Genomic DNA, 26,402 nt, shown 5'->3' on the forward strand with positions numbered 1-26,402 from the left:
ATACCTGCCGCATTGTTCGGTTTCCACGAAAGTCAGCGCCGACAAGAAACCAAGAAAAGCAAATCGTGGAGCGTAAAGACCAACCACAGATAACAATACGGGCCTTCCATTTTGCATGGAAAGCCCGTTGATAAGACGGTCAAGCGCCGAGGATTAATGGCGCTAAAGCATGATTAGGCCAGACACATACCCGCGTCAAAACCTTCACGCGCAGCCACCAGCGCATTGCTGGTTTTCACGGCGCCACCGATGACGATCGCATCGTCGGCAACGCCTTCCAGCTCTTCAGCCAGTTCTTTGACCGGCGCGTATCCCAGTGCGATAACGACGGTATCCGCTTCTAACTCCATTCGTCCTTGCGCATTTTCGAGGATCACTTGATGCTCGCCAATTTCGCACAGCTTGGTGTTGGGGTACTGCTTCACGTCATACTCTTCCAGTACGGACATCAGATGCAGTTTGCTGACGCCATCCAGCTCTTGCAACAGGCGGTCGCGCATTTCAACCACGGTGACCTCTTTCTGCTGCATGGCCAGATGTGCCGCGGTTTCGCCACCGACTTCACCGCCGCCCGCGATCACCACGCGCTGACCGGTCACCACATTGCCCAACAGGACATCTTCCGCCAGCACTACGTGCGGCTGATTGATGCCCTTAATCGGCGGAACCGCCGGTTTACCCCCGGTGGCGACGATAACGGAGTCCGGGCGACCTTCCGCCACGATCGCTTTGGTCAGCGGCGTATTCAGCTTGATCTCCACGCCCAGTTTTTCCAGCTCCCGGCCCAGCCAGGCCGTGTAGGTCGCCAGCTCGCCTTTACCCGGAGGGAAAGCCGCAGAGCGGAACTGACCGCCCAGATAGCCGGTTTTTTCAAACAGCGTCACACGGTGACCACGCATCGCCGCCACGCGGGCCGCTTCCAGCCCTGCCGGACCCGCCCCCGCGATGAAGACGCGTTTAGGGCTATCGACCTTGCTGTAGTCCAGGCTACTTTCACGCGCCAGCGACGGGTTGACCAGACAGGTGAACGGCACGCCAAGCGGCAAACTGGCCAGACAACCCTGCATGCAGCCGATGCAGTAACGAATAGACGCGACATCACCCGCTTTCGCTTTGTTGGGCAGATGTGGGTCGGCCAACGAACCACGTCCCATCGCGATAAAGTCCGCTTTGCCCAAGGCCAAAACGTTGTCCGCCATACGCGGATCGTTAATGCGGTTCACGGTGATGATGGGCATACTCACCGTTTTTTTCAGCTCTTCGGAGAAAGAGACGGCCCAGGCATGGCCCACATACATCGGCGGCACAGTACAAGCCTTGTTGTGATCGCCATAAACGCCCATAGTCATGTGCAGCGCATCCACGCCCCACTCTTCGAAGATCTGCGCCAAAACGCGGGTTTCGGCGATATCACGCCCGCCCAGGAAACCTTCGTCAGCGGAAAGTCGGATGGTCACAGGATAGTCAGCGCCCACTTCCTTACGCACCGCCTCATAAATCTCTTTTAAGAACAGGATGCGGCCGTCGAGGCTACCGCCATATTTATCGGTACGCTTATTGGCATAAGGCGATAAAAATTCGGCAATCAGATAACCATGACCGGCATGAATTTCAACACCGTCAAAGCCCGCCTCTTTCACACGGCGAGCGCAATCTGCAAATTCTGAAACCAACTGCTGAATTTCGTCGATACCCAGTTCCCGAGGCATTTCTTTTAACGCGGGGCAAGGGATTGCCGAAGGGGCCACTGGCTGCACACCGCCGTTCACATTTTCTGACGTCTGGCGGCCCGCATGGTAAATCTGGCAGAAGATTTTACTGTCGTATTGATGGATGGTGTCGGTGAGTTTTCGATGACTGGCGATTTGCTCGTCGCGCCAGAGTCCACCGATATATTTACAGCCCATCGCATTTTCGTTGATGGCGTAGTTCTCCGTGATGATCAGCCCCCAGCCGCCTTTTGCTTTTTCTTCGTGATAGGCGATATAGCGGTCTGATGCCGTACCATCGCTGTTACACAGGTTGGTGACCATGGCAGGAACGACGAGCCGGTTCGGAATAACGCACTGATTAATTTTTTCGGGGTGAAATAATTTTTTGAACATATTTTATATTTTTCCTGCTAATGAATATAAAAGATATTATTCTAATAGCATTAGAAATGCCTTTTAAAAAATATCGTCCTCGAATTTCATTATAATAATTCACACCTTTCTCAAACAATGACTATTTATTAATACCCACCCCAACCATGAAGCACGTCAAAATAACGCTAAAAACAGAGCTCATCTGAAAAATGAATAAAAACAAAAAAGATAATAAGATGTTCTATAAATGGAGAGAATAACGTTATCAACCTGTTCGGGATTAAATAGGCTGCAATCAGTCATCCTTTGATATCGTTTTTCTGTTAATTAATTCAACAAGGACCAGTACAAAGAAATGTTATTTTTATTCGGGTTAACGGGCTGAGATTTCCTGCAGAAGAAAGATACCCATGCTGGCAAAACGCCGCGGTGAAAGATTGCCTGGGTTATCGGCACAGCGTAGGGCTGAACATACCGTGGACAGGGGCTGCTTCCCCGCCGGTGAGCCAGTGTATGAGGGTGGTTGCTGCATTCAGGCTGCCTTTCCCCTAGCTTTTATTTCTCCTGATAATGGTGATTATTTTTACTCGGTGGAAATGTTTCACCTTTTTCGACACGACGATCATAAGCTGAACCCGCGCATGAATTATCCGTGTCATGATACTGCCCATCGGTTGCTGTTTTGGCGCGCGTTTTGGCAGTTCAATGTTTAGGCATAATTAACGCCTCATTTAATTTAACTTGAACACGGGTAAGATAATTATGGATTGTGATATTTTCGTGAAGGCCTATGTTTTTATTTTTAAATAAGCGGTTTTATGTATCTATCCCGCCATTGTCGATATAGTATTTTCTGAAAATATTATTCTTCAATGCGTTTATGGAAAAGACTCACCATACCATTGAGCCTCTGTATGACTTTCTTTTTGACAACACGTCTTGAATCGCCCAATTCACGACTCATGCTAACTTGCGATTTTTTCTTCCCTGATAGCATCATTTTATCCAGCGAGTCAATGCTGAACCCGCGTCATATAGATACATCCTCCCTTTCACGACAGCCGCGTTTTGATAAGCGGTTTTGCAGGTTGGCTCACCGGTGAATACCCTATTCGGTTGGAATATCAGACCTATTGCGCCATACAAATCGCGTCTCGGACGCGTGAAAACGAACCTCACAAAACACCACAAAATGAGAGGTTTTTTGTTAGAAGAGAACACTGATAACATCAGAAGATATTTATCAACGGAAGCCGTCCATTTTAGCCAAGCGGGTACCGACTCTTTTCGGGAAGTGAAGCACGATAAACAACGTTTCGCTTCCCAGAACGACAACAAACTGAACGAAAAATCAGGGGGAAAAATGTATAAAATAGAGCAGGTTGGCTCTTTGCTTAGACCAGAATGGTTAAAAGAGGCACGAGTGCGTTTTCAGGCAGGCGAAATCTCTGCGGTGGAATTCAAGCGTATCGAGGATCGCGCGGTACGTGAGGCCGTCGCCGTTCAGGAAGCGGCTGGCGTCGAGGTCGTGACCGACGGCGAACAACGTCGTTCGATGTTTTTCTCATGGTTTTTTGATGCGCTGTCCGGATTTGATCTTACCGCATCCTCCAATTTTCCCGGTCTGGAATGGCGGGGTCTGAAAGGAACAGCGCAGGCGACGAATGCGAAAACGCCTGTTGTGCCTGTCGTAACCCGCAAGCTTGCCCGTAAGAAAGCGGTATCGGTCGAGGAGTTCACTTTCCTGCGCGCTATCACTGACCGGCCCAAGAAGATCACGCTGCCCTCTCCGCTTCTTGCCTGGTCATTCTGGTCTGCATCGCATTCAGCTGAAGCCTATCCCGATATCTTCGACCTTTTCCATGATGTAGCCAGACTGCTGCGGGAAGAAATCGAAGAACTGCGCGATCTCGGCTGTGAATATGTGCAGATCGATGCGCCGGAACTGGCGATCCTCATCGACCCTCAGCTAAGGGAAGACGTGAAAGCTCAGACGGGCATTGATACTGAGCGCTTACTCGAAGAGGGGATCGCGTGCATCGACGAAGTGGTCAACGGCCTCGAGGGCATCACCACCTGCCTGCACATCTGTCGCGGCAACAATGCGGGACAGTTCTACGCGGAAGGCGGTTATGAGAGCATCGCCGAAGCGCTGTTTAAAGGTGCGCGGAGCTTCGACCTTTATTCTCTGGAATATGATGATCCTCGCTCGGGAAGCTTTGAACCTCTGGCATTGGTTCCGAAAGGCAAAGGGGTCATTCTCGGGTTAATCTCAACTAAGCGACCCGATCTGGAAGCAAAAGATCTGCTCAAGGCGCGCATTAGCGAGGCGACCCGCTTCATCCCGCTAGAACGTATTGGCCTTTCACCTCAATGCGGTTTCGCATCAACATGGGAAGGCAATCCGTTAACCATGGACGATCAGACCAAAAAGCTGCAGCTGGTCCGCGAGGTAGCGGAAGAGGTACTGCAAGCGCCGTCGACTGAATCCTCTTCAGACTAACAAAAACCCATAAAGTGATGGGGGCGGCGTAACTGTGCAGATGGTCAACCTCCCCCATCCACCTTATCAGCCCATAGGATATGAACATTTCTATGGGCTGTTTACTTTTAAGTTTGCGATGCTTGGGTCAAAAGAAATGAACGACGCTGATACGCTACCGGCGTCCCAATGCGAGACCCGCTGATTTGATTTTACGAAAAGTTCTGGGATGAGTACTTCAGCTAACAACGAGCAAACGTCGCTGCTAGTCATAACGATGTTGAAAGGCTGGGGTAGATAATTGAGATTGACGTGCTTCAGAAACAAAAAAAGAGCTTTCGCTCTTTTTTTTTGATTCTGCAGACTTAAGGAGCCATCTGCAGATAAGAATTGGAGCGGGAAACGAGACTCGAACTCGCGACCCCGACCTTGGCAAGGTCGTGCTCTACCAACTGAGCTATTCCCGCGTAACAGATTGACTTCATCTGTTAAAGTGACTGACAAGCCATGCTTGCTGTCGATGCGGTGCATTCTACTGACCTATCGCAGCGAGTCAATGAAATTATCGGCCGAAATCACTCACTCGCTGATTTTTGCGTCAGCTCGATTAATGTTCGAACAAATCGTGCCGCGAAGCGTTCAAGTATTGGAACATTGACCAGAACGTTAACACCGCAGCCACGTATAACGCCGCAACGCCAACACCCTGGACCAACATATCAGGACGCCACAGCAAAGCGAACAGCGCCAGCATTTGGGCGGTCGTTTTCACTTTTCCGATCCAGGAAACGGCCACACTACTCCGCTTTCCAATCTCCGCCATCCACTCACGCAGCGCGGAAATAATGATCTCACGGGCGATCATCGTGGCAGCGGGCAAGGTGATCCACCAGGAGTGGTAATGCTCGGCGACTAAAACCAAAGCAACGGCAACCATCACTTTATCCGCTACCGGGTCGAGAAAAGCCCCAAAACGGGTCGTTTGTTTCCAACGACGCGCCAAAAATCCATCAAACCAGTCAGTGACCGCCGCTCCGACAAAAATGACGGCGCAGGCCAGAGGTGCCCAGGCGAAAGGAAGATAGAACGCCAGCACAAAGAAAGGAATTAATGCAACGCGAAACAGGGTAAGCCACGTAGGTATATTAAATTGCATAGTTCTTTTGATAACTGTCTGGCCGGAGTGGGTATTGTGAGTATGTTGCTACATTGTCCCTAGTGTTTCAATGCATAGTAAATTTTTTCTGCCAAAGCTGAAGAAATTCCCGGCACATTAGCAATTTCTTCGATACTGGCATTCTGAAGCGGTTGCAGCCCGCCCATATACTTAAGCAACGTTTGACGACGCTTCGGCCCCACCCCCTCGATCAGTTCCAGGCTACTGGTATTTTTGACCTTGGCTCTTTTCTTCCGATGACCGGAGATGGCGTGATCGTGGGAATCATCGCGAATGTGCTGAATGACATGTAGCGCAGGCGAATCGGGCGGCAAGGCGAAGCCCTCTCCCGTCGCCTCAAAAAACAGCGTTTCCAGCCCGGCTTTTCGATCGCTCCCTTTCGCGACGCCCAAAAGCAGCGGCTGTGTTTTATCCCAGGGAACCTGGAGTTCATCGAAAACGGCTTTAGCCTGCCCCAACTGCCCTTTCCCGCCATCAATCACGATGACATCCGGAATTTTACTGTCATCCAGCGCTTTGCCGTAACGCCGTTTCAGCACCTGAGTCATCGCCGCGTAATCATCGCCTGGGGTGATCCCGGTAATATTATAGCGCCGATACTCGGAACGAAGCGGTCCGTTTGCGTCGAAGACCACGCAGGATGCGACCGTCTGCTCCCCCATCGTGTGGCTGATGTCGAAACATTCCATGCGTTTGATTTCGGGCAGCTGCAAAACATTGGCTAATGCCGTCAAACGCTGATGAATAGTTGATTGCTGAGACAGTTTGCTGATCAGCGCGGTATTGGCATTCGTTCGCGCCAGCTTGAGATAACGAGCGCGGTCGCCGCGAGGACGGCTTTGGATCTGCACTTTGCGTCCTGCGATCTCGGTTAATGAGTCCGTCAGAAGCTGTTGTTCCGGCAACGAAAAATCCAACAAAATTTCGGTAGGCAACGTCCGGGAAAGACTTCCCTGCAAGTAGAATTGCCCCACGAAAGTTTGTACGACTTCAGCCAGTTCCGTGCCTCCCGGAATTTTGGGGAAGTAACTGCGGCTACCCAGCACCTTGCCCTGGCGAACGAACAAAACATGTACGCAGGCCAGACCCGCATCGAAGGCAACGCCGATGACATCGAGATCTTCGCCATCTCCTGCGCCGGAAACGAACTGTTTTTCCGTTACCCGGCGTACCGATTGAATTTGATCGCGTATCCGCGCCGCTTCTTCGAAGTTCAGCGTTTTGCTTGCGGCTTCCATCTGAGCGATTAGACGCGTCAGCACCTGCTGGTCTTTTCCCAGCAAGAACAATCGGACGTATTCCACCTGCTGACGGTACTCTTCATCGCTGACGAGTCCGGAGACGCAGGGGCCGAGACAACGACCAATCTGATATTGCAGACACGGACGGGAGCGATTGCGATAAACGCTATCTTCGCACTGACGAATGGGAAACAGCTTTTGCAGCAGCATCAAGGTTTCGCGTACCGCATTCCCATTGGGGAAAGGCCCAAAATATTCGCCCTTCGCATGCTTGGCGCCGCGATGAATGGAAATTCTGGGATGTTTATCAGAGCTCAGGAAGATCAGCGGATAAGATTTATCATCGCGTAATAACACGTTGTAGCGAGGCTGGTAACGCTTGATGTAGGTATGTTCTAGCAGCAGCGCTTCCGTTTCGGTATGCGTGATGGTCACATCGATCTGATGAATGCATTTGACGAGCGCCTCTGTTTTGCGGCTACCTACGTTGCGACGGAAGTAGCTGGAGAGACGCTTTTTCAGGTCCTTCGCCTTACCGACATAAATAACCGTATCGTCAGCATCATACATACGGTAAACCCCAGGTTGGCTGGTTACCGTTTTTAAGAACGCCGGGGCATCAAAGCTTTCACTCACTACTGGTCAACGTCTCCGCATTAAAAAGACCATGCCGGATGGCAAGGTGGGTCAACTCCACGTCCCCGCTGATATTCAATTTACTGAACATTCGATAACGATAACTGTTCACCGTTTTAGGACTGAGGTTCAGTTTATCTGAAATCTCGACCACTTTCTGCCCCTTAGTGATCATCAGCATAATCTGTAATTCGCGGTCGGAAAGGCACTCCAGGGGAGTTTTTGTTTGCGGAGCCAACTGACTCAGCGCCATCTGCTGAGCGATGTCAGATGCGATATAACGTTTCCCGGCGTGCACAGAGCGAATGGCGCAGATCACTTCCTGAGGCGTCGCGCCCTTGCTCAGATAACCTGCGGCACCCGCCTGCATCACTTTGGCGGGAAGAGGACTCTCTGTATAAATAGTCAGCATGATGACTTTTATTTCAGGAGAAAATCGCACGATTTTGCGTGTTGCTTCCAGACCGCCGATACCCGGCATGTTCATGTCCATCAGGACAACGTCCACGCTATTGTTACGGCACCATTTGGCCGCATCCTCGCCACACGCGGCCTCGCCTACCACTTTGAGGCCTTTGATGTCGTCAAGAATGCGCCGTATCCCTGCCCGCACCAATTCGTGGTCATCAACAAGAAAAACGCTAATCAAAGAACAATTCTCCAAAAAGAGAGTAACACTTAAAATTGCTAATTCCCGTGGTGATACTCTATGGCTTAATTACAATGAATACACTTTTCCATCAAAAATGTATTTTTATTGACTATGTGCAATAGATTTCATATTGGTTATATGTTCTCGCGACGTCAACAGCAATCTGTTTGACTACGATACAGCATGATTATTACAAAAACCGGATTTTTAAGAAAAAAGGGACAATTGTCACCTTAAAATAAAAAACAATGCCAAATCAACATATTAAGAATAATCTTTCTTCATATATATGTTGTGACTTTGCTAACGGAACGATTATAGCCGCACTTGTGCCTCAGGGCGACTATTTTCTACAGCATAAAATGCATCCTAAAAATACCAAAATAATGCCATATAGATACATCTTTTTCATATTTAAGTGGGAAGGTACATTTAGAAAAATATAACCACCAGCGAAATAATATCTCTAATTCCATATATAAAAACAGGCTATTCATTATCTGAAACCGAACAGCGATTACCTATGTTATAATGCGCCCCAATTTTTTGGTATGTCGGTCATCTCAGGGTCCTGGCGACATAACATATCGATCTTACTGGACTTATCTCTATAAGGAGCAAATATGAATAAGGCCGATTTTTCGACAGAAACCTCTGTCGAAGCTCTAGCTCATGAAGTCACCTGTCTTAAAGCTGTACTCACACTGTTGCTGAAATCCATCGGACAGGCCGATGCAGGTAAAGTGATGGTGAGAATGGAAAAATATATCGATCAATTAGAAGACCAAAATCAGTCGGATGTTCTTAGTCATACGATGAAACAAATTAAAACGGTTTACCGCAGATAACTTTCTTCCTGCCGGTCAGTATCAGCCGATCGGCAAGATATCCTCTACTCCTGAGCTCCCTCGACATAAAAAATCAACGTAGACAGCCCCCACCGTGTTCAGATTAACGCGATCACTCTTTTGGCAGGCCAACCCCGTAAATGACTTTTTACGCGGTTAACATTCCAAACACATATTAGAAATAAAATACATTTAAGATAATAATGAAAAATTAACTATTGGAAGAGAGTCGATAGATTTAGATGAGGAACTGGAATTGAAATATAATAAAACACGAGGTAATAAAGGGGTGTTGGTGGGTCGTCGGGGGCTCGAACCCCGGACCAATTGATTAAGAGTCAACTGCTCTACCAACTGAGCTAACGACCCAACGGGACGGATTATTCACTCTCCACTACTTCATGTCAAATGGTTATTATTGTTTTTTGTATCCAGCGACAAAAAAGAAATTGAATTAAACATCGGCGACTTCATGGTTCGGCTGGTTTCACCATAGCCAGAAGTATCATCTTTATATTGAAGGCCCACCTAAAATCTTGATTGCTATTATTCTCACCTGTCTGAGCATTATTTCATCATGCTTGAATCACGCTGTTTTACTCCTATATCAGCATCTATGAGCATCGCCGTCACAATGTGATATTATTCCCCGCTTTCAGCATCACAAGCCAAGAGCCACTCAAGAGCTCAACAAAACACCACATCACGGACAAGAACAGGAAACACACTTGAATGTCTGAACAATCCAAAACGGTTAACCAGACCGCCGAAGCGAAACCGCAAGGCGACCTGCGGAGAAACCTAAACAACCGACACATTCAGCTCATTGCCATCGGGGGCGCGATTGGTACCGGTCTTTTCATGGGGTCGGGAAAAACAATCAGCCTGGCCGGCCCCTCCATCATTTTCGTTTACATGATCATCGGCTTTATGCTGTTCTTCGTTATGAGAGCGATGGGCGAACTCTTACTCTCCAACCTGAACTATAAATCCTTCAGCGATTTCGCCGCGGATTTATTGGGACCTTGGGCCGGCTTCTTCACCGGTTGGACCTATTGGTTCTGCTGGGTCGTCACCGGGATCGCCGATGTCGTGGCCATCAGTTCCTACGCCCAGTTCTGGTTCCCAGGACTATCACAATGGATATCGTCCCTACTGTGTGTGCTGCTCCTGTTAACGTTGAACCTGGCGACGGTCAAACTGTTTGGCGAAATGGAGTTTTGGTTCGCCATGATTAAAATCATCGCCATCGCCGCCTTGATTATAATCGGCGCCGGGCTGGTGTTCATGCACTACCCGTCACCCTCAGGAAATATCGCATCCTTCACCAACTTGTGGAGCCACGGCGGCATGTTCCCACAAGGGGTAACCGGATTTTTTGCCGGATTCCAGATCGCGGTGTTTGCTTTCGTCGGTATTGAACTGGTGGGAACGACCGCCGCTGAGACCAAAAACCCGACGGTCGTTCTGCCACGAGCCATCAACGCAATCCCTGTCCGCATCATCATGTTCTACGTTTTCTCGTTGGTGATGATTATGTCGGTGACGTCCTGGGATCACATTGCACCCGATCGTAGCCCGTTCGTGGATATGTTTATCCTGGTCGGCCTACCCGCAGCGGCCAGCGTCATCAACTTCGTGGTGCTGACATCCGCCGCGTCCTCCGCCAACAGTGGCGTATTTTCCACCAGCCGTATGCTGTTCGGGTTGGCCAAGCAAGGCGACGCTCCGCGACGTTTTAGTGTGCTATCGAAACGCGCCGTCCCCTCAGCAGGACTCCTGTTCTCCTGTACCTGCATGCTATCTGGCGTCGTGCTGATTTATTTAATCCCGAACGTCATGACCGTGTTTACGTTGGTTACCACCGTCTCAGCGATCCTGTTTATGTTTATCTGGAGCATCATCCTCTGCTCCTATCTCGCCTACCGTAAACAGCGACCAGAGCTGCACAAAAAGTCCCAGTACAAAATGCCTCTGGGAAAATTGATGTGCTGGGTGTGCCTTGCGTTCTTCGCGTTTGTCTTGGTATTGCTGACGCTTCAGCCGGATACGCGCCAGGCGCTCATCGTGACGCCGCTATGGTTCCTGGTACTAGCCGTCGTTTATATCTTTATGCGCAGGAAAAAACAGAACGCCTGATCCACAATGGCCATCGAGACCAGAGATTTTATGGTCAGCTTGATTATCGAAGAGATAGATATATCGGGTGGGTTATAAGAAGAACGGCCAGCAATGAATTGATTGCTGGCCGTTTTCTTTTTCAGACGTTAACAGTCTGTCGAACTCCGTTAACGGCCGTCTTAGCTTGTTCGCACTGGTGTAAAATGGCTTGCGCATGGGAATATAAAACTTTACCTGCATCAGTCGGGGTAACGCCACGGCGACTGCGCACCAGCAATTGCTGTTCAAGTTCGCTCTCCAACGTGGCGACTTGTTGACTCAGCGCGGGTTGCGCAATGTGCAGCATCTCTGCTGCCTGCGTGAGGCTACCGATATCTACAATTTTCACAAAGTATTTGAGCCGTCTTAGATTCATGCGTACCTCCAGAATGGTTACCTCACAAGAGGTAGCAAGAACTACGCCAAATCCAAATCGTTCAGGGAAAAAATGCGTTTTAGGACTTAACTCACTTATAAATAAGTAAAAGCAATGGTCAGCGAGTGCGACGCTTCCACCTCAGAACTGACCGATTTCAGTCCACCCCACCTGACGGCACCATGATGGTGCAATCGCTGCCACGGTGAAGTGCATATGGGCGTCTATCGCCATAGTGCTCACAATCGAATACGTCCACTAAATCCGAAAATTCAATGAGTTGATTATAAGTTCATCAAACGATCACGGAGATTCATATCTTGCTTTGACAAGCCCCGGCACTCCCGCTATCATCCACCGCACTTACCGATTCCTCTGTAGTTCAGTCGGTAGAACGGCGGACTGTTAATCCGTATGTCACTGGTTCGAGTCCAGTCAGAGGAGCCATATTTAGAAAATCCCGCTTAAGGAAACTTAAGCGGGATTTTTGTTTTTCATGTGTCTGAGCAAGTTTTCGTATCGCTTTGATGCGGTAAGGTAACGAGAACGCTTTCAACTGCGTTTTAGGCTTTTTCTCCGCATCGGGAAAAAATGGTGGTCAGATTTGGGGTCAGGTTGGTTTGGACTGCCCCCAACTCTTCACTTGGAATAGCAACTACCTGACGATCATCGTGGCCCGAAGCAAGCAGTGAAATAAGTTCGAATCTACCCTTCGCGCTTCTGATAGCCAGACACAATCTTCACCTTATTGATTGGGCTCGTGAACGGGGGGCGCATTGACTTCGCGCTACCGGGCACGACAACGGATGCACGAATTAATATCCATCCCCCTCTCGTTCAGCCAATGGCGCTCATCAGTTCATCAATGTGGCTCTCTTTCAGTAACTGATAGTGGTCTGCTTTCAAGGTGATTATGTTGGGGGGGACAACAGAAAAGCATTCGCTGCCTTCGATAAATGAGTAATCATCACCCTGTGCTTTTATCACGGTCACTGGCGCCTTTATTTTGCGTTGATTGAGTTCATGGAAGCTGTAAGTAAACTCGAATGTCTGCCCCACAATATTCGTTATACGTGCGATCTGCTCGTACACTAGCGCTTCATGGTGCCTGGCAATGAAATCAATAAAGTCATCACGTGTTGTGACCTGCAATAGGCACTGTTCCAGCAATGGATGCTGAATGCTTCCCATAAAAACCGAGAACAAAATTGTCAGGTAAGTTGGATTGGTAAAACTAGCTTCATAAGCATGAAGTGCAGCTGATTCTTGACGCACTGTTGGCGATCCCGGCGCGATTAGAATCAGCTCTTTCACTTGTTCGCCTGCACATTCAAGTTGCCAGGCGGTTTCAAATGCCACACGCGCACCAAATGAGTATCCCCAAAGCACATATGGCCCCTGCGGCTGTTTTTGTTTGATAAGCTGAATATCGCGTTCCGCCATTTCTTTTATGGTTGGGAAGATAGCTTCGCCAGCGTTAATACCACTGGCCTGAATGCCGTAAAATGGCCGAGTTGATGAAAGCGTAACAGCCAGCGTTCTCAGGTTCATGCAATAGCCGCCTAAACCTGGCCAACAGAATACCGGGTTCTGGCGCCCCCGCGGCTGCAAAGGGATCAATCGTGAAGTATCAGCAGCGTCTAATGAACTGGCGACAATATACAGAGCCAGTTTTTCGATGGTCGGCGCAGTAAAAATCACCTGAACCGGTAAATGACAATTCAGCGATTTATTTAAGCGTGTCAAAAAAGCCACGGCGATGAGCGAATTGCCACCGGCTTCAAAAAAATTATCGTCGATTGAGTATTGCGGTTGTTTGAGGCAGGTTTGCCATATCTCCGCAATTTGTTTTTCTAATGCTGTACGAGGTAAAACAATCGTCTTATGGGCAAGCTCAATCTTATGCGCGGACAGACTCTGAATATCAATTTTCCCGTTTGCCGTCTGCGGCAATTTCTCTAGCACGATAATCTTATTTGGCACCATATATATGGGCAGGAAACGCACTAGATCATCTCGCAAAATCTCCGCAGGCCCCTTCATATGAACAATGTCTTCTTTCATTCCCTCGCTTTGTTTTTGCTGTTCGGTAATACGTCCGCCTACACAGAAATAGGAAGCTCCGCGCCGCATTGAGAGAATGTTCTTTAATACAATGGCGGAAGGCAAATCATTACCGGTTTCAGAGCTGTAGCCTGACGCCATTAGCCCCATTAGCCCCATTAGCCAGTTATTACTCATCAGGCGCTGCATTTGCCTCCCCAAGGTGACATATTTCTGCCAGCCCGTTTGTTCCCTACTCAGCAGGGCAATACCAAAGGAAGCGTTTTCGTACACTTTCTGGTTAATCGCGATAACGTGTTTTTTCTGCACCAGCTGGCGGCTTACTAATTGGAATGTATTATTTTGATAGCGATAGAGACCTGCCTCCAACCCGGCAACTTTATCCGACATCGCCTGCACCAGAATATCCACCGGCAGTGGCGGATTCTGCCGATAGCTATCGATACGACAACTGGTCAGATAATAGTCCTCATCCGCAGCGCCGAGGTGTAACTTCACTTCAGGACAAGGCTGTTGAGCAACGATGCTAAAACCAAAACCCGGCAGAATATAGTCCAGCACGCCCTGCATGTGCCCCGCCTCAAAATTGAGCACCTCCTCAATATTGTTTTTATAAATAGGTTCTATCGCCATTTTTTTGCCGATGAAGTGGCAGCGGAAAAAAGGTGATTCGTCAACTAAGGTCTCAGAGCAAAATACCAGCTGATGTTTCACTGGATGATAATAATAAATCCCCTTCTCAAGACTAGCGATACCCACCAGTTCGACATAAAGCTGGGTTGCATATAATGCTCCCGGCGAGGACCAGGTATATTTCGGCAGAATACGTTCATCGCTCGTAAAACGCCCAAAGTAGCGCAGTAGCGTTCCTAAAGAAGCCAATGACAGTGTGGAAAGCTCCGCCGGCTGCCCTAATGGCGGCTGTTCACTAAGCATATTCCGAAGATCTTGTTCGCTAACAATTCCGCCTTCATAGTGACGATAAGTTTTACGGCCAAACGCCATCGCCCGCTGCTGCGGCGTTTCCTGAGAACCCGGTAGGTTGATAACCCAATCATTTTCGTTTTCATCGCGACATCCTGTATTCGCGAGTTGCATATAAACCTGAGCCTTATTTGCCTTTGAATAATGATGACTTTCCGCATTCCCTTGGTCCATCAGCGTGGCTTCTTTATTATTCAATTCGACGAAACTAATTAAATTCTGGTAGCCCGTGTGAGGATCATTTTTGACGATAACGGCGGCGTTTCTGACCCAGTCATGTTTCTCAATGGCGGAGCGTATCTCATCCAGCTCAATGCGGTAGCCGCGTAATTTAATCTGGTTGTCAGTACGGCCAGAATAACTAACGGTGCCATTCTCCCCCAGCGAGCCAGATCGCCCGTTTTATACATCCTTGCCAACCGGTTTCCCGTCTGAGAGGGATCGAGCAGGAAACGTTCTCGGGTCATTTCAGGCCGGTGCAAATAACCCCGCGCTAATCCCACCCCGCTGATATACAGCTCCCCCGTTTCTCCCGCCTCGACCGGACGCAACGTTTCATCCAAAATAGAGTAGCGCATGTTATCAATGGGACGACCGATCGAAACCATGTCTGATTCTTTTTCCAGCACCTCTTTATTAACGGTCAGAGCCGAGCTATTAATCGTACATTCTGTCGGCCCATAAAGATTCACCAGCTGACAACGGGGTAATGTCTCAAGACAGAGCATCGCCAAACGTTTATGCAGTACCTCACCGCCGCTGAAAATCTGCTTAAGGCTGACACATTGCAGAATGTCATCATCATCCAAAATAGCCTTTAAAAGGGTGGGAACGCATTGCAAGGCCGTCACCTGGTAGCGGCGAATAGTGGCGATGAGACGCGGAGGGTCTTTATAAATACCTGGCTCTCCCATAATGACGGTGGAGCCGCAGGCCGGAGCGAGAATTTCCCATTGCGCCGCATCAAAACTCATCGGCGTTTTTTGCAGAATACGCGTTTGTGCATTGAGCTGATATTCACGGGCCAGCCATTGCATTTGATTGACGATGCTACGCTGCTCAATCATCACGCCTTTCGGTTTGCCTGTACTACCTGAGGTGTAAATAACGTAAGCCAGCGTATCTGGTGATAAGGGATATTCCTCCCGTGCTGTTATTGAGGAAGTCAATTGCGCCAAATATTTCTTCACATCCTGTTCGGTAAAAATATGAACCTCAGGCGGCGCTAATTGTGCAAGCTGTGGACGCAGGTGCTCCTGGGTAAAAACGACGGCCGCCCGGCTGTCTTCCAGCATATAGCGCAAGCGTTCCTTAGGATATTCGGGGGACAGCGGCAAATAGCCATTACCGGATAACATAATGCCCCATGCCCCGCTTATTAGTGACACGGATGGCTCAACAAACAACCCCACGCATTGGTCTTTGCAGTCAACGTTTTCCATCAGATAACGAGCCATTGATGCGGCTTGTTGCCAGAGATTTATTCTGGTCACAATTTCCTGGCGGAATATGATGGCAGGAGCTAAGGGTTCATATTCCATTTGTTGTTTAAATAAAGAAATAAGCGTAGCAGCAGAATCAACAACAAACGGACGAGCGTCATCAATGACCCTGGCCAAGTCACTATTATTTGTATTCAGAGACATTATTAACTTCCTCGAAAAATATAACGTATTTCTTCTAATATCAGTCTAATGACAGTGCCATTTTATTATCTTTAAATACTATCATCGGCTTGCTGTAAAAAACTTTCCGGAAGTTCAGGTGTCGTAGTAAAAGAACCGGCTGATTCGCGATAAATAGAGAGCCCGTGCGTTCTTTCCCATAATTTTCGCATAACATAAACCAATTTTGGATTATGCTCTTCTGCTTCAGCAATCGCGGCGGTAATAATGTTTTGCCAGTATTGTTGCACGTCCGGTTTCTGCATATCGTCAAACTGATTTTTAAGTCTGGAATCCAGATGGGCCATCGTCTGTGCATCAGGAAAATCACCACTGGAGAACAGAATGCCCATCATCCCCTGCCAGTATAGCCGCACGACGTCACGATGCTGGTGCTCCGGAAGCTGGCTGGCGATGTGTTCCATCGCATGCAGTGAGGTAATTAAATGCAGATTAACGAAATCACCAGGCCGCGCCAGATAAATAATGGCAACAGCGTAGTAGAGTTGCTGCCACACTGTGTCCATTTGTCCATGGCATAACCAGCCGGGTACTGCATCCATAAGCGGGTGGCCTTCCGCAACCGACATTGCAATAAGATATTGCAAACCCGAGCGTTTCAATTCCGAGTGGCAAGCGGCTTTTTCTGGCGCGATCTCGCCATTCTGAACCCGCTGCACCCACGTCTGATATTCAGTATTGCGCTGTTCCAGCGCTGTGCTGATAGCGATCAGGGACTCGAGAGCCGTGGCATCCCCGGTAAGACAAGATGCGGTTTGACGTTCCGGATGACACGAAACCCATGAGAACGCCATGTACGCCATTCCTTCGGTAATCATGCGTGGATGCCCATAGTCCAGCCCCCACCCCAAGTGGATCGTCGCATGCGTAAAAGCGCCAACCCAGCCGGGTAGCAGGACGGGCATCCATTTTTCCAGCACGGCAGGCAGCCCCTCCCGTTCCGTAAGGGAAGAAAAATAGTGACACCAGCTGGAAAAACTGGTCCGTCGCCCTAGCAATGACAGACAGTTTTCATCAGTCACCGTGTAACGTGAAGGTCGTTTGGGCTCGAGGCCAAAGCCATAAGTCGTTTCTTTAGCATACTGGTAATAATATTCTTCGATTCTGTTCGCTGACGCGCCCAGTCCCGCCAGCGCCACGACGGCATGCTTACTATGATTCGAAAGGTGCCCATTAAATTCAATATGATGGGAAGTATCAGCCAACAGTGCATCAATTCGTGCCTCACGGGACTGACCGGCGTCAGTCATCCTCTCAGCAGGGGAGATAGTAGAAGCCATAACGTATTCGTCCACTCGCAAACGCAAAATACTTTGTTGTTGAAGCTATTTTGCTGAGGTTAAAGGTCAGTCAGGCGCCCGTTGAGTTTGCATCGTCAGAATCGCATCGACTGTTTGATCAAAAGTGGTGGCGATCTGTCGTGGTTGCCGTCGCCCGAGTTGTTCCCTGCTATGCACGCCCCACGCTACTCCCAGCCCGATAATTCCCGCCTGTTGCGCCATCAGCAAATCATGGGAAGTATCGCCGACCATACAGGTTTGGGCGGCGGGGACCTGAAAGGCCGCCATCAAAACCTGCGCCATTTCAGGATGGGGTTTCGGATGAGCCACATCATCAGCGCCCAGGACTTTGGCAAAAAAAGGTGATAACCCTGCTGCTTCCAGCAAAGCATGCGCGCTTTTAGACACTTTACTGGTCGCCACGGTAAGGATAACGCCACGAGCCTGCAGTTTTTTCAGCCCATCGATAACCCCAGGGAAAACAAGTTGCGCAGCCCGGGGCAGAACCTGCTGACGAAAAGCCTGCTGGTATGCAGCCACCAGTTGCGGCATCCGCGAGTCCTCGGCGGGAATATCCATCAAATGCGTGAAGGCGATTTCCAGCGGTAGTCCAATAGTTTGCCGGATATCCTGTTGATGAATGGCGGGCCGTCCGTTCTCGCGCAAGACACTGCTGAAAGCCTGAACAATGCCTGAGGGCGTATCCACTAATGTTCCATCAAGGTCGAAAATGGCCAGCACCGGAGACATGTTCAGACCTCACCCTGTAGGAGGCGCGCATGAGCAGCCGCCAGCCGTGCCCCGACACCCGCATTGCTGATCAAGACTGAAATATTGGCTTTGACGGTTTTGCCTTTAGTCGCTTTGGCGACCGCGCGCATCAGGTAAGGCGTTGCGCCGGGACCGTGAATACCCTCCCGCTCAGCCTGTTCCGCAGCCTGCTGAATAATACCCTCAACTTCATCGCGATCGATCGCGTCCGCTTTGTTAACAGGCGCAGTAATCAGTACGGCGCTGTTATTTCCCAGCCGCCAGTGTTGCTCAATAATACTGGCGACCTGCATGTCGTCATCAATGCGATGTGGACTACGGAATCCGCTGCTTTCGCAATAAAAAGCCGGAAAATCATCCGACTGCCAGGAAATGATGGGGACACATTGCGTTTCTAAATATTCCAGCGTTAAGCCAAGATCCAAAATATTCTTGGCTCCGGCGCACACCACCGCCACTTTCGAACGGGTAAACTGAATAAGGTCGGCGGATATATCCATACTTTTCTCTGCGCCACGATGCACCCCGCCAATGCCGGCGGAAGCAAGAAACGCAATACCTGCAAGTTCTGCCGCCACCAGCGAAGAAGCCACCGTCGTCGCGCCCATTCCACGCTGCGCCATAACAACAGGTAAATCCCGGCTGGTGATTTTCGAAATACCTTTCGCCGAAGCGAAGCGATCGATCTCTTTTTCTGTCATGCCAATGAGGAATTTGCCATTTTCCAGCCCGATAGTAGCGGGAGTAGCGCCTTGATGTCTGACCTCTTGTTCTATTTTTAATGCTGTGGCCAGATTTTCTGGATAGGGAAGGCCGTGAGAAATAAAGGTCGACTCCAGCGCAACAACGGGTTTCCCGCTATTTAATGCGTCCAGGACCTCTTCACTATAAGATAATAAATCAGTATTTCGATACGGTTTCATTTCGATGCCTTCTCCGTGGTGACGTTATAATTAGGAAAAGTATGCGTGAATTGCTTTTTCTGTAATATTTCATTCTGATAAATGTCATTCATCCATATTTCAGGTTCGACAGGCTCAAAAGCTACAGAAATAAATTCAGGCGGGCAGTTAACAATACGGCTTATTTCATGAATAAAGATACTGGCGAGATCATCGCGCTGTTTATTAGTTAATGACGGGAAATGCTTCATGTTGATATGCGGCATAAGTCAACCCACTCCATTGATATCCTAATAAACCGTAGAATGGATATTATGTGGTTGGTCACATTTTACTAGCTGATATCAAGGAAAATAACAGTTTCCTTTAACTCAACAGTTTTATTTTTTTTATATAAATCGAAATTATTATGTTTTTCATGCCAACGATGGGCTATAGATTACCCGTCAACTACCGATTTCAAATACCCTGCCGTGATAATCATCAGTGTAAGTTTTCCCCTCACATCTCCCACATCATATTTAAGAGAAACCTTATGGATAATAGCCAACTTGAAGCAAGCCCATCGGCAAAATACGCTTAGTCGATAATTAGACCATTTTATATTGCGACTGCAGCCACTCATCTTCACACCTAAATCGCCAGCATAAGCCATCGGGAGTGGGGTCTTAAATCCGATATTATTGTGAAAAAAATGAAACAGAAAGCGCTTCTCTGTTATTGCCGGCAGGATGATGAAGGGAGACGAATAGACCACTGCGTCAGGCAGATAATAAATCGACGCAGCCTAAGTTGAGCGTAGATGAAACGCGCCCTAATAATCCAAACCGTGACGCATGCATCATCAAAGATCTTTCTCTTTATGTTTATCCTTAAACAATAACGGCTGTGCGCTTTTTTTTGCCGATGATATTTTCGATACCCAAATACCTGAAATAATGAGCACTACCGCGAGTAAATCAAGCCACACGTTATTTGCTGGATGGATAATCTGATCGATCACCACACCGGAAATCATCTGACCACTGATAATCATCAATGCCGCCTGTGTCGACCCGGCTCGTGGCAATACGAAGCTGTTAATCGCCACAAACAGCGCCCCCATTGCCCCCCTAAGTACGCATAAAAAGGCGCATCAAAATGAAAAGAGGAGAAGCCCTTTCCCTGAACGACAATGATAATGGTCAGGAAAACAAAACCGACAATGTGGTTCCACAACGAAGCATAGAAAGCGTTACGCTCCATGCTCAGACGACCATTGATGGAGCGACTCAGGCTGATACATACGCCATTAAACAGAGCAATAACGATGAAAGTTATCATAAGATTATCTATATATTATCAGCAACGCGCTGCCGCTTAGGATGAGCGAGAGAGAGAGAAGATCCAGCCCAGAAAAGCGGCACTTGATGACGCCAAACCATCCTCGCAGGTCCGATAACAAACCGAAAATGATCTGCCCCGTGAGCATGAGTCCCAGTGTTCCGGCAAGTTCTAGTGGGCTGTTTACCGCAATGGCCGCCAATAGTACCGTGAAGGCCCCGGGGATCCCGCCGAGATAGCTCCACGTCGGCGCTTTACCCTGTCCGGGATGCGCAAAAACGTTTTTGCGTCTGCTCAATCCCAACAGCAACAGCCAGGCGACGATAGCGCCCGAACCATGCGCAAACCAGGAGGCTATCAGCGGTGAATTCCATGTCGCAAGGTAGCTGTTAGTCGTGATCATTACGGTTAGCAACACCCCCGCGCCGACAGCCAGTGAGAGAATACCGCCAGTGGTACGCATAACTTAAACACTCCTGAACAATTCAGTAATATTTTAAAAAAAAATCAGATAAGGTATAAGCCAATCCGAAAGAAACACATTGTTTACGAGTGGTTGCCAATAAAATGGATAATTTCGATACAATTCCGTTTTTCATTGCGGTGGTTGAAACAGGAAGCTTCTCGAGCGCAGCCCGTAAACTGGCGGTCACTAAGTCCGCAGTGAGTAAACGAATCAGCCAGTTCGAAGACGAACTCGGTATCAGATTACTAAACAGAACCACGCGTAAAATCAGCCTGACAGAAGCCGGCCTGAAATATTATGAATATGCCAGGGCCGCTAATTTGCTGGTCAAGGAGGGGCAGGACGCGATATCCAAAATGCAGGACACCGCGCAAGGTCTGTTGCGGATAACCGTTCCGATGGTATTCGGCAGGCTACATATCTCTCCGCTTATTCCGCGGTTTCTGCAGCAAAACCCACAAATCGAACTGCATATGTCAATGGACGACAGGATGGTGGATTTAGTCGGTGAGGGATTCGATATGGGGATTCGTATTGGACAGCTCAGTGACTCTTCCCTTATCGCCCGCCCTTTGTCACCCTGTACCAGCGTTCTTTGCGCCTCCCCCCAGTATCTTCACCAGTACGGCACACCCAACACGCCAGATGAATTAAATAAGCATAACTGCCTGCTCTATTCTTATTATCGTGGTGGCGCGGCCTGGACCTTTGATGGCCCGTATGGCCAGGAGCGTGTCTTCCCCCGTGGCAACTATAAGGTAAACAATAGTGAGGTACTGTATGAAGCCTTGCTGACCGGGACTGGGATCGCTCAGATGCCGACATTCATCGTTGGCCCGGCGCTGGCTGACGGTCGGCTCGTGCCCCTGCTCCCCGGTTATCTGCTGCCGCAGCATCATATTTTTGCGGTCTATCCACACCGCCGCTTTATGCCGGAAAAAATGCGTCTGTTACTGGATTTTTTCTTACGCGCTTTTGATGAGGATTCAGCGTACCGAAAACGGTATGAATATAAATCTGCTGAACATCCAACTCTCTGAATTTGAGGGCAATCAGTCAGATCGAACGCCGTAAAATCTATCTCCCTGGACTGGCTTTGTTATGAGACTCAATCAAGGTCATGGGCTCATTAGCCCGTGACTGACAGAGACTGTCCCAGCGCGAGAATCTCCAATGAGAAAAGCCCGCGCAGGGAAACTTAAGCGGGCTTTTTGTTTTCTGTGTTGACTGTCAGATGCGAGCGGTCAACGGGCGTGACGTTCTCATTCAGGCACTCCTGCCGCAGCCTGCCGTTAAAAGACTCCACCGTGGCATTATCTGTGGGGGGCCCGGGTCGGGAAAAGTCAATCCTTACCGCCCGTTCTTACCCCCATTTATCCAGCATTTTCCCTGCAAATTCAGAACCATTGTCGGTTTTCAAGTAACTGTGGCGAAGGTCGCCTGAGCGCTATGCTGTTCAGCATCGCTGCAACTTCGCTTGAGCGAAGATTCTGACCCATGCAGATCCCCAAACATTCGCGTGGATGGAGGTCAATCACTGTCAGCAGATGCAACCGACGCCCGTAGAACAAGGCGTCAGAGACAAAATCCATGCCCCACACGAGGTTTGGATAGGGGTATCCACTATTTTTCGTGAGCACCATCGCGTAAGCCACTTGCCAGTAACGTGAATACCTCAATCATTTTTGGGAGCGCCTGCTGCGGATCGTCGCTCGTCGCTATCCAAAGTGCGGCGTTCATCGCGGCGCTATTTAACAGATGTGCAGCGGCATCCGCGTTTACAGATTTGAGCACGCCGCGTTCTATCATATTTTCAATACTCTGTCGGGTGGACTCCAGGCAGCTGTTCTGGCTGGGCCATTGTGAGGGGTCGCCGAGAAAAGCCGGACCATCGAGAAGAACGATGCGGCGCACTTCTGCATCCAGCGCCATCTGGATATAAGCAATGCCTTCGGCCAAAAGTCTCTCCCAATCGTCATCGGCAGAGGCCGCAGCCGCTTTCGCGCGTTGCGCCATTTCACCATCAACCTGCGCGACAACTGCGGCCAGCAATCCTTTCTTATCGCCAAAATTGTGATATAGCGCCCCACGAGTCAAACCGACGCTCGCGGTCAGGTCATCCATAGATGCGGCGGCAAACCCCTTGTCAGCGAATGCTTTTCGCCCTGCCGCGATTAATTTGACGCGATTCTCTTCCATTTTTTGAGTACGGCGTTTAGCAACCATGCGATCTCCTTTTCACATACGTGACGTATGCAATTTTACATACGCTCCGTATGTGTGCTAGTTTTAATATACGCCGCGTATATTAAATCACTTACACGCGCCTTGCATTGCCCACGACACGCTGATTAAAGAAAAAGGAAACACGATGACCCAACCTGAACCCATTTTTCCCGCTGGCCGCCATGCGCTTTATGAAGAACACGGTTATTCCGCAGCAATGCGCTCAGGCGATATGCTGTTTGTTTCTGGTCAGGTCGGCAGCCGCCCGGACGGTACGCCGGAGCCGGATTACGCCGCACAGGTACAGCTTGCTTTCGATAACCTCAAGGCAACTCTTGCCGCCGCAGGATGTACATTTGACGATCTGGTGGACGTGACCACTTTCCATACGGACCCTGATAATCAATTTTCGACGTTTATGCGGGTGAAAAACGTTATTTTTCCTCAACCTCCTTATCCAAACTGGACTGCCGTAGGTGTTAACTGGCTGGCGGGATTCGATTTTGAAATCAAGGTGATTGCCCGAATTCCAGCGCGTCAGCAATAACGCCCAGACATGTTTCTGTGCAAAGCTCGCTAGCACCGGAACAGGCGTAAAGTGCGCAAAATATGAATACGATGCTTTCGCTTAGCGAGATCAACTTCAGTACCAAAACGCATTGCGCGTTGTTTAATTCATAGATCAAAACAACGACCTATTCATATTATTATTCATCATGTTAGCAGGTGAAATCTGTCCTAATATGTGCGGCTTCCGCATCCAATAAAGCGCGATTTAGCGACGCCATTAACGCGGTATATGCCATCCCCCTGAATACAGGTGAGTGTCTTATTCTTTTAAAGTTAATGACCAAATTACCGATGATAATTTAAGCTTAGAGTTAAGTCGCAGTTCGTTCCTTTTTCTTATATTGAATAGGAGAACAATATGGATGTATCGCAAATCGCTTCACTGGCTACCAGCCTTGATAGCCAAGAACTTAGTAGCCAGGTGAGTACCGCTCTACTGAAAAAGACCTTGGATAACCAAGAGTCCACCGCAGCCAGCCTTCTCAACTCTATCCCGCAGTTACCTGCGAATCCGGCGGTGGGACGTAATATCAATACCACCGCCTGAATAGCGTTTTGATTGGCTGATCGGCGAAATCAAAACTAAAAGGCCGCTTTAGGAAACTGAAGCGGCCTTTTGCTTTCTGGCATCAAGCGACAGATACCCTCATGAGTTAACGCCTGCCTACGCGGCGCTTACCGAGGATCATTGCGCGCTCCCCTCCCCCTCATCAAACGCCTGCCGCGCAGCTTCAACCTGAGGGAGATAATTCCGGGTCCATGCGCACAGCGCCTCGATAGGTTCCTTCAGCGTGCGGCCTAACGGGGTTATTTCATATTCCACCGCAATAGGTGACGTGGTGATAATTCGCCGCGTGATGATGCCGTTGCGTTGCAGCCGCCGGAGAGTTTGCGTTAGCGACTTTTGGGTGATGCCTCTCAGCTCGCGTTTCAGCACGTTAAAACGCAACGGTTTTTCACATAGCGAATCAAGGATCAGCACTGACCATTTATCCGCTATCTGGTCGAGCAGCAGGCGATGGGGGCATGGCGTTAGGGAGCAGTCTGCCGCTTGTTTCAGCATCGAAGTTTCCTCAAAGATACCAGGTAGCATCAGGGTACCTGATTGACGAGTGGTATACATAATATACTATAAACGGCGCTAACCTAACCGGAGAGATACTATGGCTTCATCCAAAGTCGACGTCCTGTTTCAGCCTTTTCATTTTAAAAATCTCACCCTGAAAAACCGCATCGTGATGGCGCCAATGACCCGTTCATTCGCCGTCGGCGGCGTACCGGATGAACACATCGCGGCCTATTACCAACGCCGCGCCGAAGGCGAGGTGGGCCTGATTCTTTCTGAAGGCACGGTCATCGACCGACCGGCTTCACGCAACGACGCTCAAATCCCCTTTTTCCACGGTGAGAAAGCCTTAGCGGGCTGGAAACGAGTCATCGACGATGTTCATGCCGCAGGCGGAAAAATGGGGCCGCAGCTGTGGCACACAGGCTCCACCGTCAGCTTTTTGACGGACTGGACGCCGGATGCCGAGGTGGAAAGTCCTTCCGGCCTGATTGCCCCCGATCAACCGCGCGGTGTGGCGATGAGCGAGGAAGATATCGCCGATACGGTCGCCGCCTTCGGTCAGGCCGCGGCCGACGCCAAGCGTCTGGGCTTTGACGTCGCGGAAATTCACGGCGCACACGGTTATCTGATCGATCAGTTTTTCTGGGCGGGGACCAACCTGCGCACGGACGGCTACGGCGGCGCGACGCTGAAACAGCGCTCCCGTTTCGCGGCCGAGATTGTGAAGGCTATGCGTAAAGCGGTCGGGCCTGACTTCCCTCTCATCCTGCGCGTCAGTCAGTGGAAGCAACAAGACTACGCGGCGCGTCTCGCGCCAACGCCTGAGGAAATGGCGGACTGGCTGGTTCCGTTGGTGGATGCCGGTGTCGATATCCTTCACTGTTCACAGCGGCGGTTCTGGGAACCTGAGTTTCCAGAAGTAGACGGGGAAAAAGGACTAAACTTTGCCGGTTGGGCGAAGAAACTGACCGGGGCGGCGACAATCAGCGTCGGTTCCGTTGGCCTGTCGAGCGACTTCATGAGCGCTTTTGCCGGTGAAGGCGCCAAACCGGATAATCTCGACAATCTGGTTGAGCGGATGGAACGTGACGAGTTTGATTTGATTGCCGTCGGCCGCGCTTTGTTGAGCGATCCGAACTGGGTCACCAAAATCAAAACGGGCCGGCAGGACGCATTGGAAGATTTCACCCCCGAGGCGCTGAAGACGCTGGTTTAACACCTCACACCGTTTTCCCCCAGCCCGGGCGTGTATCGCTAACGCCCTCTTCCCGACGGTCAGCGTTTAGCTGGCCGTTTCTTATTGGGCAAGTACGCCTATCCTCTGAACCGAAGCTAACTCCCAAAAATCGCCGTCACATCAATAATCCTCGCGTCAGATTCGCAACACGCTCAACGCGTCGTAA

The 26,402-nt window shown here is 49.6% G+C and carries 20 protein-coding genes, 3 tRNA genes and 3 pseudogenes; 8 read left to right on the forward strand and 18 right to left on the reverse strand.

Features of this window, described 5'->3' with window-relative positions:
• Positions 1-173 precede the first annotated feature (173 nt).
• Positions 174-2,105 carry an oxidoreductase gene (locus tag CKQ53_RS16325; protein WP_094117466.1) on the reverse strand — a complete coding sequence of 644 codons (1,932 nt, stop codon included), beginning with the start codon at positions 2,103-2,105 and terminating at the stop codon, positions 174-176.
• A gap of 1,186 nt (positions 2,106-3,291) precedes the next feature.
• Here CKQ53_RS16325 and CKQ53_RS16330 point away from each other — a divergent pair.
• Entirely contained in the window at positions 3,292-4,590 is a 1,299-nt protein-coding gene (locus CKQ53_RS16330; RefSeq protein ID WP_162896374.1) for a cobalamin-independent methionine synthase II family protein, read from the forward strand.
• Positions 4,591-4,960: 370 nt separating this feature from the next.
• Here the strand turns inward: CKQ53_RS16330 and CKQ53_RS16335 are convergent.
• The 4 genes from CKQ53_RS16335 to uvrY form a co-directional block, all read right to left on the reverse strand.
• Positions 4,961-5,036 (reverse strand) — tRNA-Gly (locus CKQ53_RS16335).
• 140 nt (positions 5,037-5,176) lie between these two features.
• Complete coding sequence (gene pgsA / locus CKQ53_RS16340; protein ID WP_085653485.1) at positions 5,177-5,725, reverse strand: CDP-diacylglycerol--glycerol-3-phosphate 3-phosphatidyltransferase; 549 nt, start codon at positions 5,723-5,725, stop codon at positions 5,177-5,179.
• A gap of 59 nt (positions 5,726-5,784) precedes the next feature.
• Positions 5,785-7,623 carry an excinuclease ABC subunit UvrC gene (gene uvrC, locus CKQ53_RS16345; protein WP_085653486.1) on the reverse strand — a complete coding sequence of 613 codons (1,839 nt, stop codon included), beginning with the start codon at positions 7,621-7,623 and terminating at the stop codon, positions 5,785-5,787.
• Positions 7,616-8,272, reverse strand: a complete 657-nt coding sequence (gene uvrY, locus CKQ53_RS16350) for a UvrY/SirA/GacA family response regulator transcription factor (RefSeq protein ID WP_085653487.1) — start codon at positions 8,270-8,272, stop codon at positions 7,616-7,618. Before uvrY ends, uvrC begins: the two co-directional genes overlap by 8 nt.
• 626 nt (positions 8,273-8,898) lie before the next feature.
• On the opposite strand from uvrY, the gene CKQ53_RS16355 reads away from it, so the two are divergent.
• Positions 8,899-9,123, forward strand: coding sequence for a DUF2594 family protein (locus CKQ53_RS16355; protein WP_085653488.1), 225 nt, complete (start codon positions 8,899-8,901; stop codon positions 9,121-9,123).
• A 293-nt stretch (positions 9,124-9,416) separates the two neighbouring features.
• Here CKQ53_RS16355 and CKQ53_RS16360 read toward each other — a convergent pair.
• Positions 9,417-9,492 (reverse strand) — tRNA-Lys (locus CKQ53_RS16360).
• Between the two features lie 363 nt (positions 9,493-9,855).
• Between CKQ53_RS16360 and cycA the strand changes: the two genes are divergently transcribed.
• A complete protein-coding gene (gene cycA, locus CKQ53_RS16365) occupies positions 9,856-11,262 on the forward strand; it encodes a D-serine/D-alanine/glycine transporter (RefSeq protein ID WP_085653489.1) in 1,407 nt (468 codons plus the stop codon).
• Between the two features lie 130 nt (positions 11,263-11,392).
• Here cycA and CKQ53_RS16370 read toward each other — a convergent pair.
• Positions 11,393-11,659, reverse strand: a pseudogene (locus tag CKQ53_RS16370) (LysR family transcriptional regulator); the annotation flags it as partial.
• Between the two features lie 371 nt (positions 11,660-12,030).
• Between CKQ53_RS16370 and CKQ53_RS16375 the strand changes: the two are divergent.
• Positions 12,031-12,106, forward strand: a tRNA-Asn gene (locus tag CKQ53_RS16375).
• A 390-nt stretch (positions 12,107-12,496) separates the two neighbouring features.
• Here the strand turns inward: CKQ53_RS16375 and CKQ53_RS18835 are convergent.
• The 8 genes and pseudogenes from CKQ53_RS18835 to CKQ53_RS16410 all read right to left on the reverse strand — a co-directional run bounded on the left by CKQ53_RS18835 (position 12,497) and on the right by CKQ53_RS16410 (position 21,131).
• On the reverse strand, positions 12,497-14,881 hold the full coding sequence (locus tag CKQ53_RS18835) for a thioesterase domain-containing protein (protein WP_244200965.1): 2,385 nt from the start codon (positions 14,879-14,881) through the stop codon (positions 12,497-12,499).
• Between the two features lie 38 nt (positions 14,882-14,919).
• The gene (locus tag CKQ53_RS18840; RefSeq protein ID WP_244200966.1) at positions 14,920-16,353 is read right to left on the reverse strand and encodes an amino acid adenylation domain-containing protein; all 1,434 of its coding nucleotides are present in this window, start codon (positions 16,351-16,353) and stop codon (positions 14,920-14,922) included.
• A 71-nt stretch (positions 16,354-16,424) separates the two neighbouring features.
• Positions 16,425-17,672 carry a questin oxidase family protein gene (locus CKQ53_RS16385; RefSeq protein WP_094117463.1) on the reverse strand — a complete coding sequence of 416 codons (1,248 nt, stop codon included), beginning with the start codon at positions 17,670-17,672 and terminating at the stop codon, positions 16,425-16,427.
• Between the two features lie 66 nt (positions 17,673-17,738).
• Positions 17,739-18,422, reverse strand: coding sequence for an HAD family hydrolase (locus CKQ53_RS16390; RefSeq protein ID WP_094117462.1), 684 nt, complete (start codon positions 18,420-18,422; stop codon positions 17,739-17,741).
• A 2-nt stretch (positions 18,423-18,424) separates the two neighbouring features.
• Positions 18,425-19,366 carry a pseudouridine-5'-phosphate glycosidase gene (locus tag CKQ53_RS16395; protein WP_118895185.1) on the reverse strand — a complete coding sequence of 314 codons (942 nt, stop codon included), beginning with the start codon at positions 19,364-19,366 and terminating at the stop codon, positions 18,425-18,427.
• Complete coding sequence (locus tag CKQ53_RS16400) at positions 19,363-19,611, reverse strand: tautomerase family protein (RefSeq protein WP_094117461.1); 249 nt, start codon at positions 19,609-19,611, stop codon at positions 19,363-19,365. The genes CKQ53_RS16395 and CKQ53_RS16400 overlap by 4 nt, the downstream gene beginning before the upstream one ends.
• A 578-nt stretch (positions 19,612-20,189) precedes the next feature.
• A pseudogene (locus CKQ53_RS19050) lies at positions 20,190-20,668 on the reverse strand (DMT family transporter).
• Positions 20,669-20,672: 4 nt separating this feature from the next.
• Positions 20,673-21,131 (reverse strand): DMT family transporter, encoded by a 459-nt coding sequence (locus CKQ53_RS16410; RefSeq protein ID WP_094117460.1) that lies wholly within the window; start codon positions 21,129-21,131, stop codon positions 20,673-20,675.
• 104 nt (positions 21,132-21,235) lie between these two features.
• Here CKQ53_RS16410 and CKQ53_RS16415 point away from each other — a divergent pair, with 104 nt between their 5' ends.
• Positions 21,236-22,174 carry a LysR family transcriptional regulator gene (locus CKQ53_RS16415; RefSeq protein ID WP_094117459.1) on the forward strand — a complete coding sequence of 313 codons (939 nt, stop codon included), beginning with the start codon at positions 21,236-21,238 and terminating at the stop codon, positions 22,172-22,174.
• A 224-nt stretch (positions 22,175-22,398) separates the two neighbouring features.
• Here the strand turns inward: CKQ53_RS16415 and CKQ53_RS18855 are convergent.
• A pseudogene (locus CKQ53_RS18855) lies at positions 22,399-22,744 on the reverse strand (DDE-type integrase/transposase/recombinase); the annotation flags it as partial.
• 13 nt (positions 22,745-22,757) lie between these two features.
• The gene (locus CKQ53_RS16425; RefSeq protein WP_085650911.1) at positions 22,758-23,360 is read right to left on the reverse strand and encodes a TetR/AcrR family transcriptional regulator; all 603 of its coding nucleotides are present in this window, start codon (positions 23,358-23,360) and stop codon (positions 22,758-22,760) included.
• A 145-nt stretch (positions 23,361-23,505) separates the two neighbouring features.
• Between CKQ53_RS16425 and CKQ53_RS16430 the strand changes: the two genes are divergently transcribed.
• Positions 23,506-23,907: a RidA family protein gene (locus tag CKQ53_RS16430; RefSeq protein WP_094117458.1), complete on the forward strand. Its 402-nt coding sequence runs from the start codon at positions 23,506-23,508 to the stop codon at positions 23,905-23,907.
• Positions 23,908-24,288: 381 nt separating this feature from the next.
• Positions 24,289-24,477, forward strand: coding sequence for a YjfB family protein (locus CKQ53_RS16435; protein ID WP_085650913.1), 189 nt, complete (start codon positions 24,289-24,291; stop codon positions 24,475-24,477).
• Between the two features lie 138 nt (positions 24,478-24,615).
• On the opposite strand, the gene CKQ53_RS16440 is transcribed toward CKQ53_RS16435, so the two are convergent.
• Entirely contained in the window at positions 24,616-24,993 is a 378-nt protein-coding gene (locus tag CKQ53_RS16440) for a winged helix-turn-helix transcriptional regulator (protein WP_244200969.1), read from the reverse strand.
• Positions 24,994-25,093: 100 nt separating this feature from the next.
• Between CKQ53_RS16440 and CKQ53_RS16445 the strand changes: the two genes are divergently transcribed.
• The gene (locus tag CKQ53_RS16445) at positions 25,094-26,215 is read left to right on the forward strand and encodes an NADH:flavin oxidoreductase (protein ID WP_085650915.1); all 1,122 of its coding nucleotides are present in this window, start codon (positions 25,094-25,096) and stop codon (positions 26,213-26,215) included.
• Positions 26,216-26,402: the final 187 nt, after the last annotated feature.

The sequence above is a fragment of the Lonsdalea britannica genome, assembly GCF_003515985.1.
GTDB lineage: Bacteria > Pseudomonadota > Gammaproteobacteria > Enterobacterales > Enterobacteriaceae > Lonsdalea > Lonsdalea britannica.

Excerpts from the sequence above, each read along its gene's own strand:
- CKQ53_RS18840 (WP_244200966.1), bottom strand. The coding sequence starts at position 16,353 with ATGTCTCTGAATACAAATAATAGTGACTTGGCCAGGGTCATTGATGAC.
- CKQ53_RS16390 (WP_094117462.1), bottom strand. The coding sequence starts at position 18,422 with ATGTCTCCGGTGCTGGCCATTTTCGACCTTGATGGAACATTAGTGGAT.
- CKQ53_RS16395 (WP_118895185.1), bottom strand. The coding sequence starts at position 19,366 with ATGAAACCGTATCGAAATACTGATTTATTATCTTATAGTGAAGAGGTC.
- CKQ53_RS16440 (WP_244200969.1), bottom strand. The coding sequence starts at position 24,993 with ATGCTGAAACAAGCGGCAGACTGCTCCCTAACGCCATGCCCCCATCGC.
- CKQ53_RS18835 (WP_244200965.1), bottom strand. The coding sequence starts at position 14,881 with ATGGACCAAGGGAATGCGGAAAGTCATCATTATTCAAAGGCAAATAAG.
- CKQ53_RS16445 (WP_085650915.1), top strand. The coding sequence starts at position 25,094 with ATGGCTTCATCCAAAGTCGACGTCCTGTTTCAGCCTTTTCATTTTAAA.
- cycA (WP_085653489.1), top strand. The coding sequence starts at position 9,856 with ATGTCTGAACAATCCAAAACGGTTAACCAGACCGCCGAAGCGAAACCG.
- CKQ53_RS16415 (WP_094117459.1), top strand. The coding sequence starts at position 21,236 with ATGGATAATTTCGATACAATTCCGTTTTTCATTGCGGTGGTTGAAACA.
- CKQ53_RS16385 (WP_094117463.1), bottom strand. The coding sequence starts at position 17,672 with ATGGCTTCTACTATCTCCCCTGCTGAGAGGATGACTGACGCCGGTCAG.
- CKQ53_RS16325 (WP_094117466.1), bottom strand. The coding sequence starts at position 2,105 with ATGTTCAAAAAATTATTTCACCCCGAAAAAATTAATCAGTGCGTTATT.
- pgsA (WP_085653485.1), bottom strand. The coding sequence starts at position 5,725 with ATGCAATTTAATATACCTACGTGGCTTACCCTGTTTCGCGTTGCATTA.
- CKQ53_RS16355 (WP_085653488.1), top strand. The coding sequence starts at position 8,899 with ATGAATAAGGCCGATTTTTCGACAGAAACCTCTGTCGAAGCTCTAGCT.
- CKQ53_RS16400 (WP_094117461.1), bottom strand. The coding sequence starts at position 19,611 with ATGCCGCATATCAACATGAAGCATTTCCCGTCATTAACTAATAAACAG.
- CKQ53_RS16430 (WP_094117458.1), top strand. The coding sequence starts at position 23,506 with ATGACCCAACCTGAACCCATTTTTCCCGCTGGCCGCCATGCGCTTTAT.
- CKQ53_RS16435 (WP_085650913.1), top strand. The coding sequence starts at position 24,289 with ATGGATGTATCGCAAATCGCTTCACTGGCTACCAGCCTTGATAGCCAA.
- CKQ53_RS16410 (WP_094117460.1), bottom strand. The coding sequence starts at position 21,131 with ATGCGTACCACTGGCGGTATTCTCTCACTGGCTGTCGGCGCGGGGGTG.
- CKQ53_RS16425 (WP_085650911.1), bottom strand. The coding sequence starts at position 23,360 with ATGGTTGCTAAACGCCGTACTCAAAAAATGGAAGAGAATCGCGTCAAA.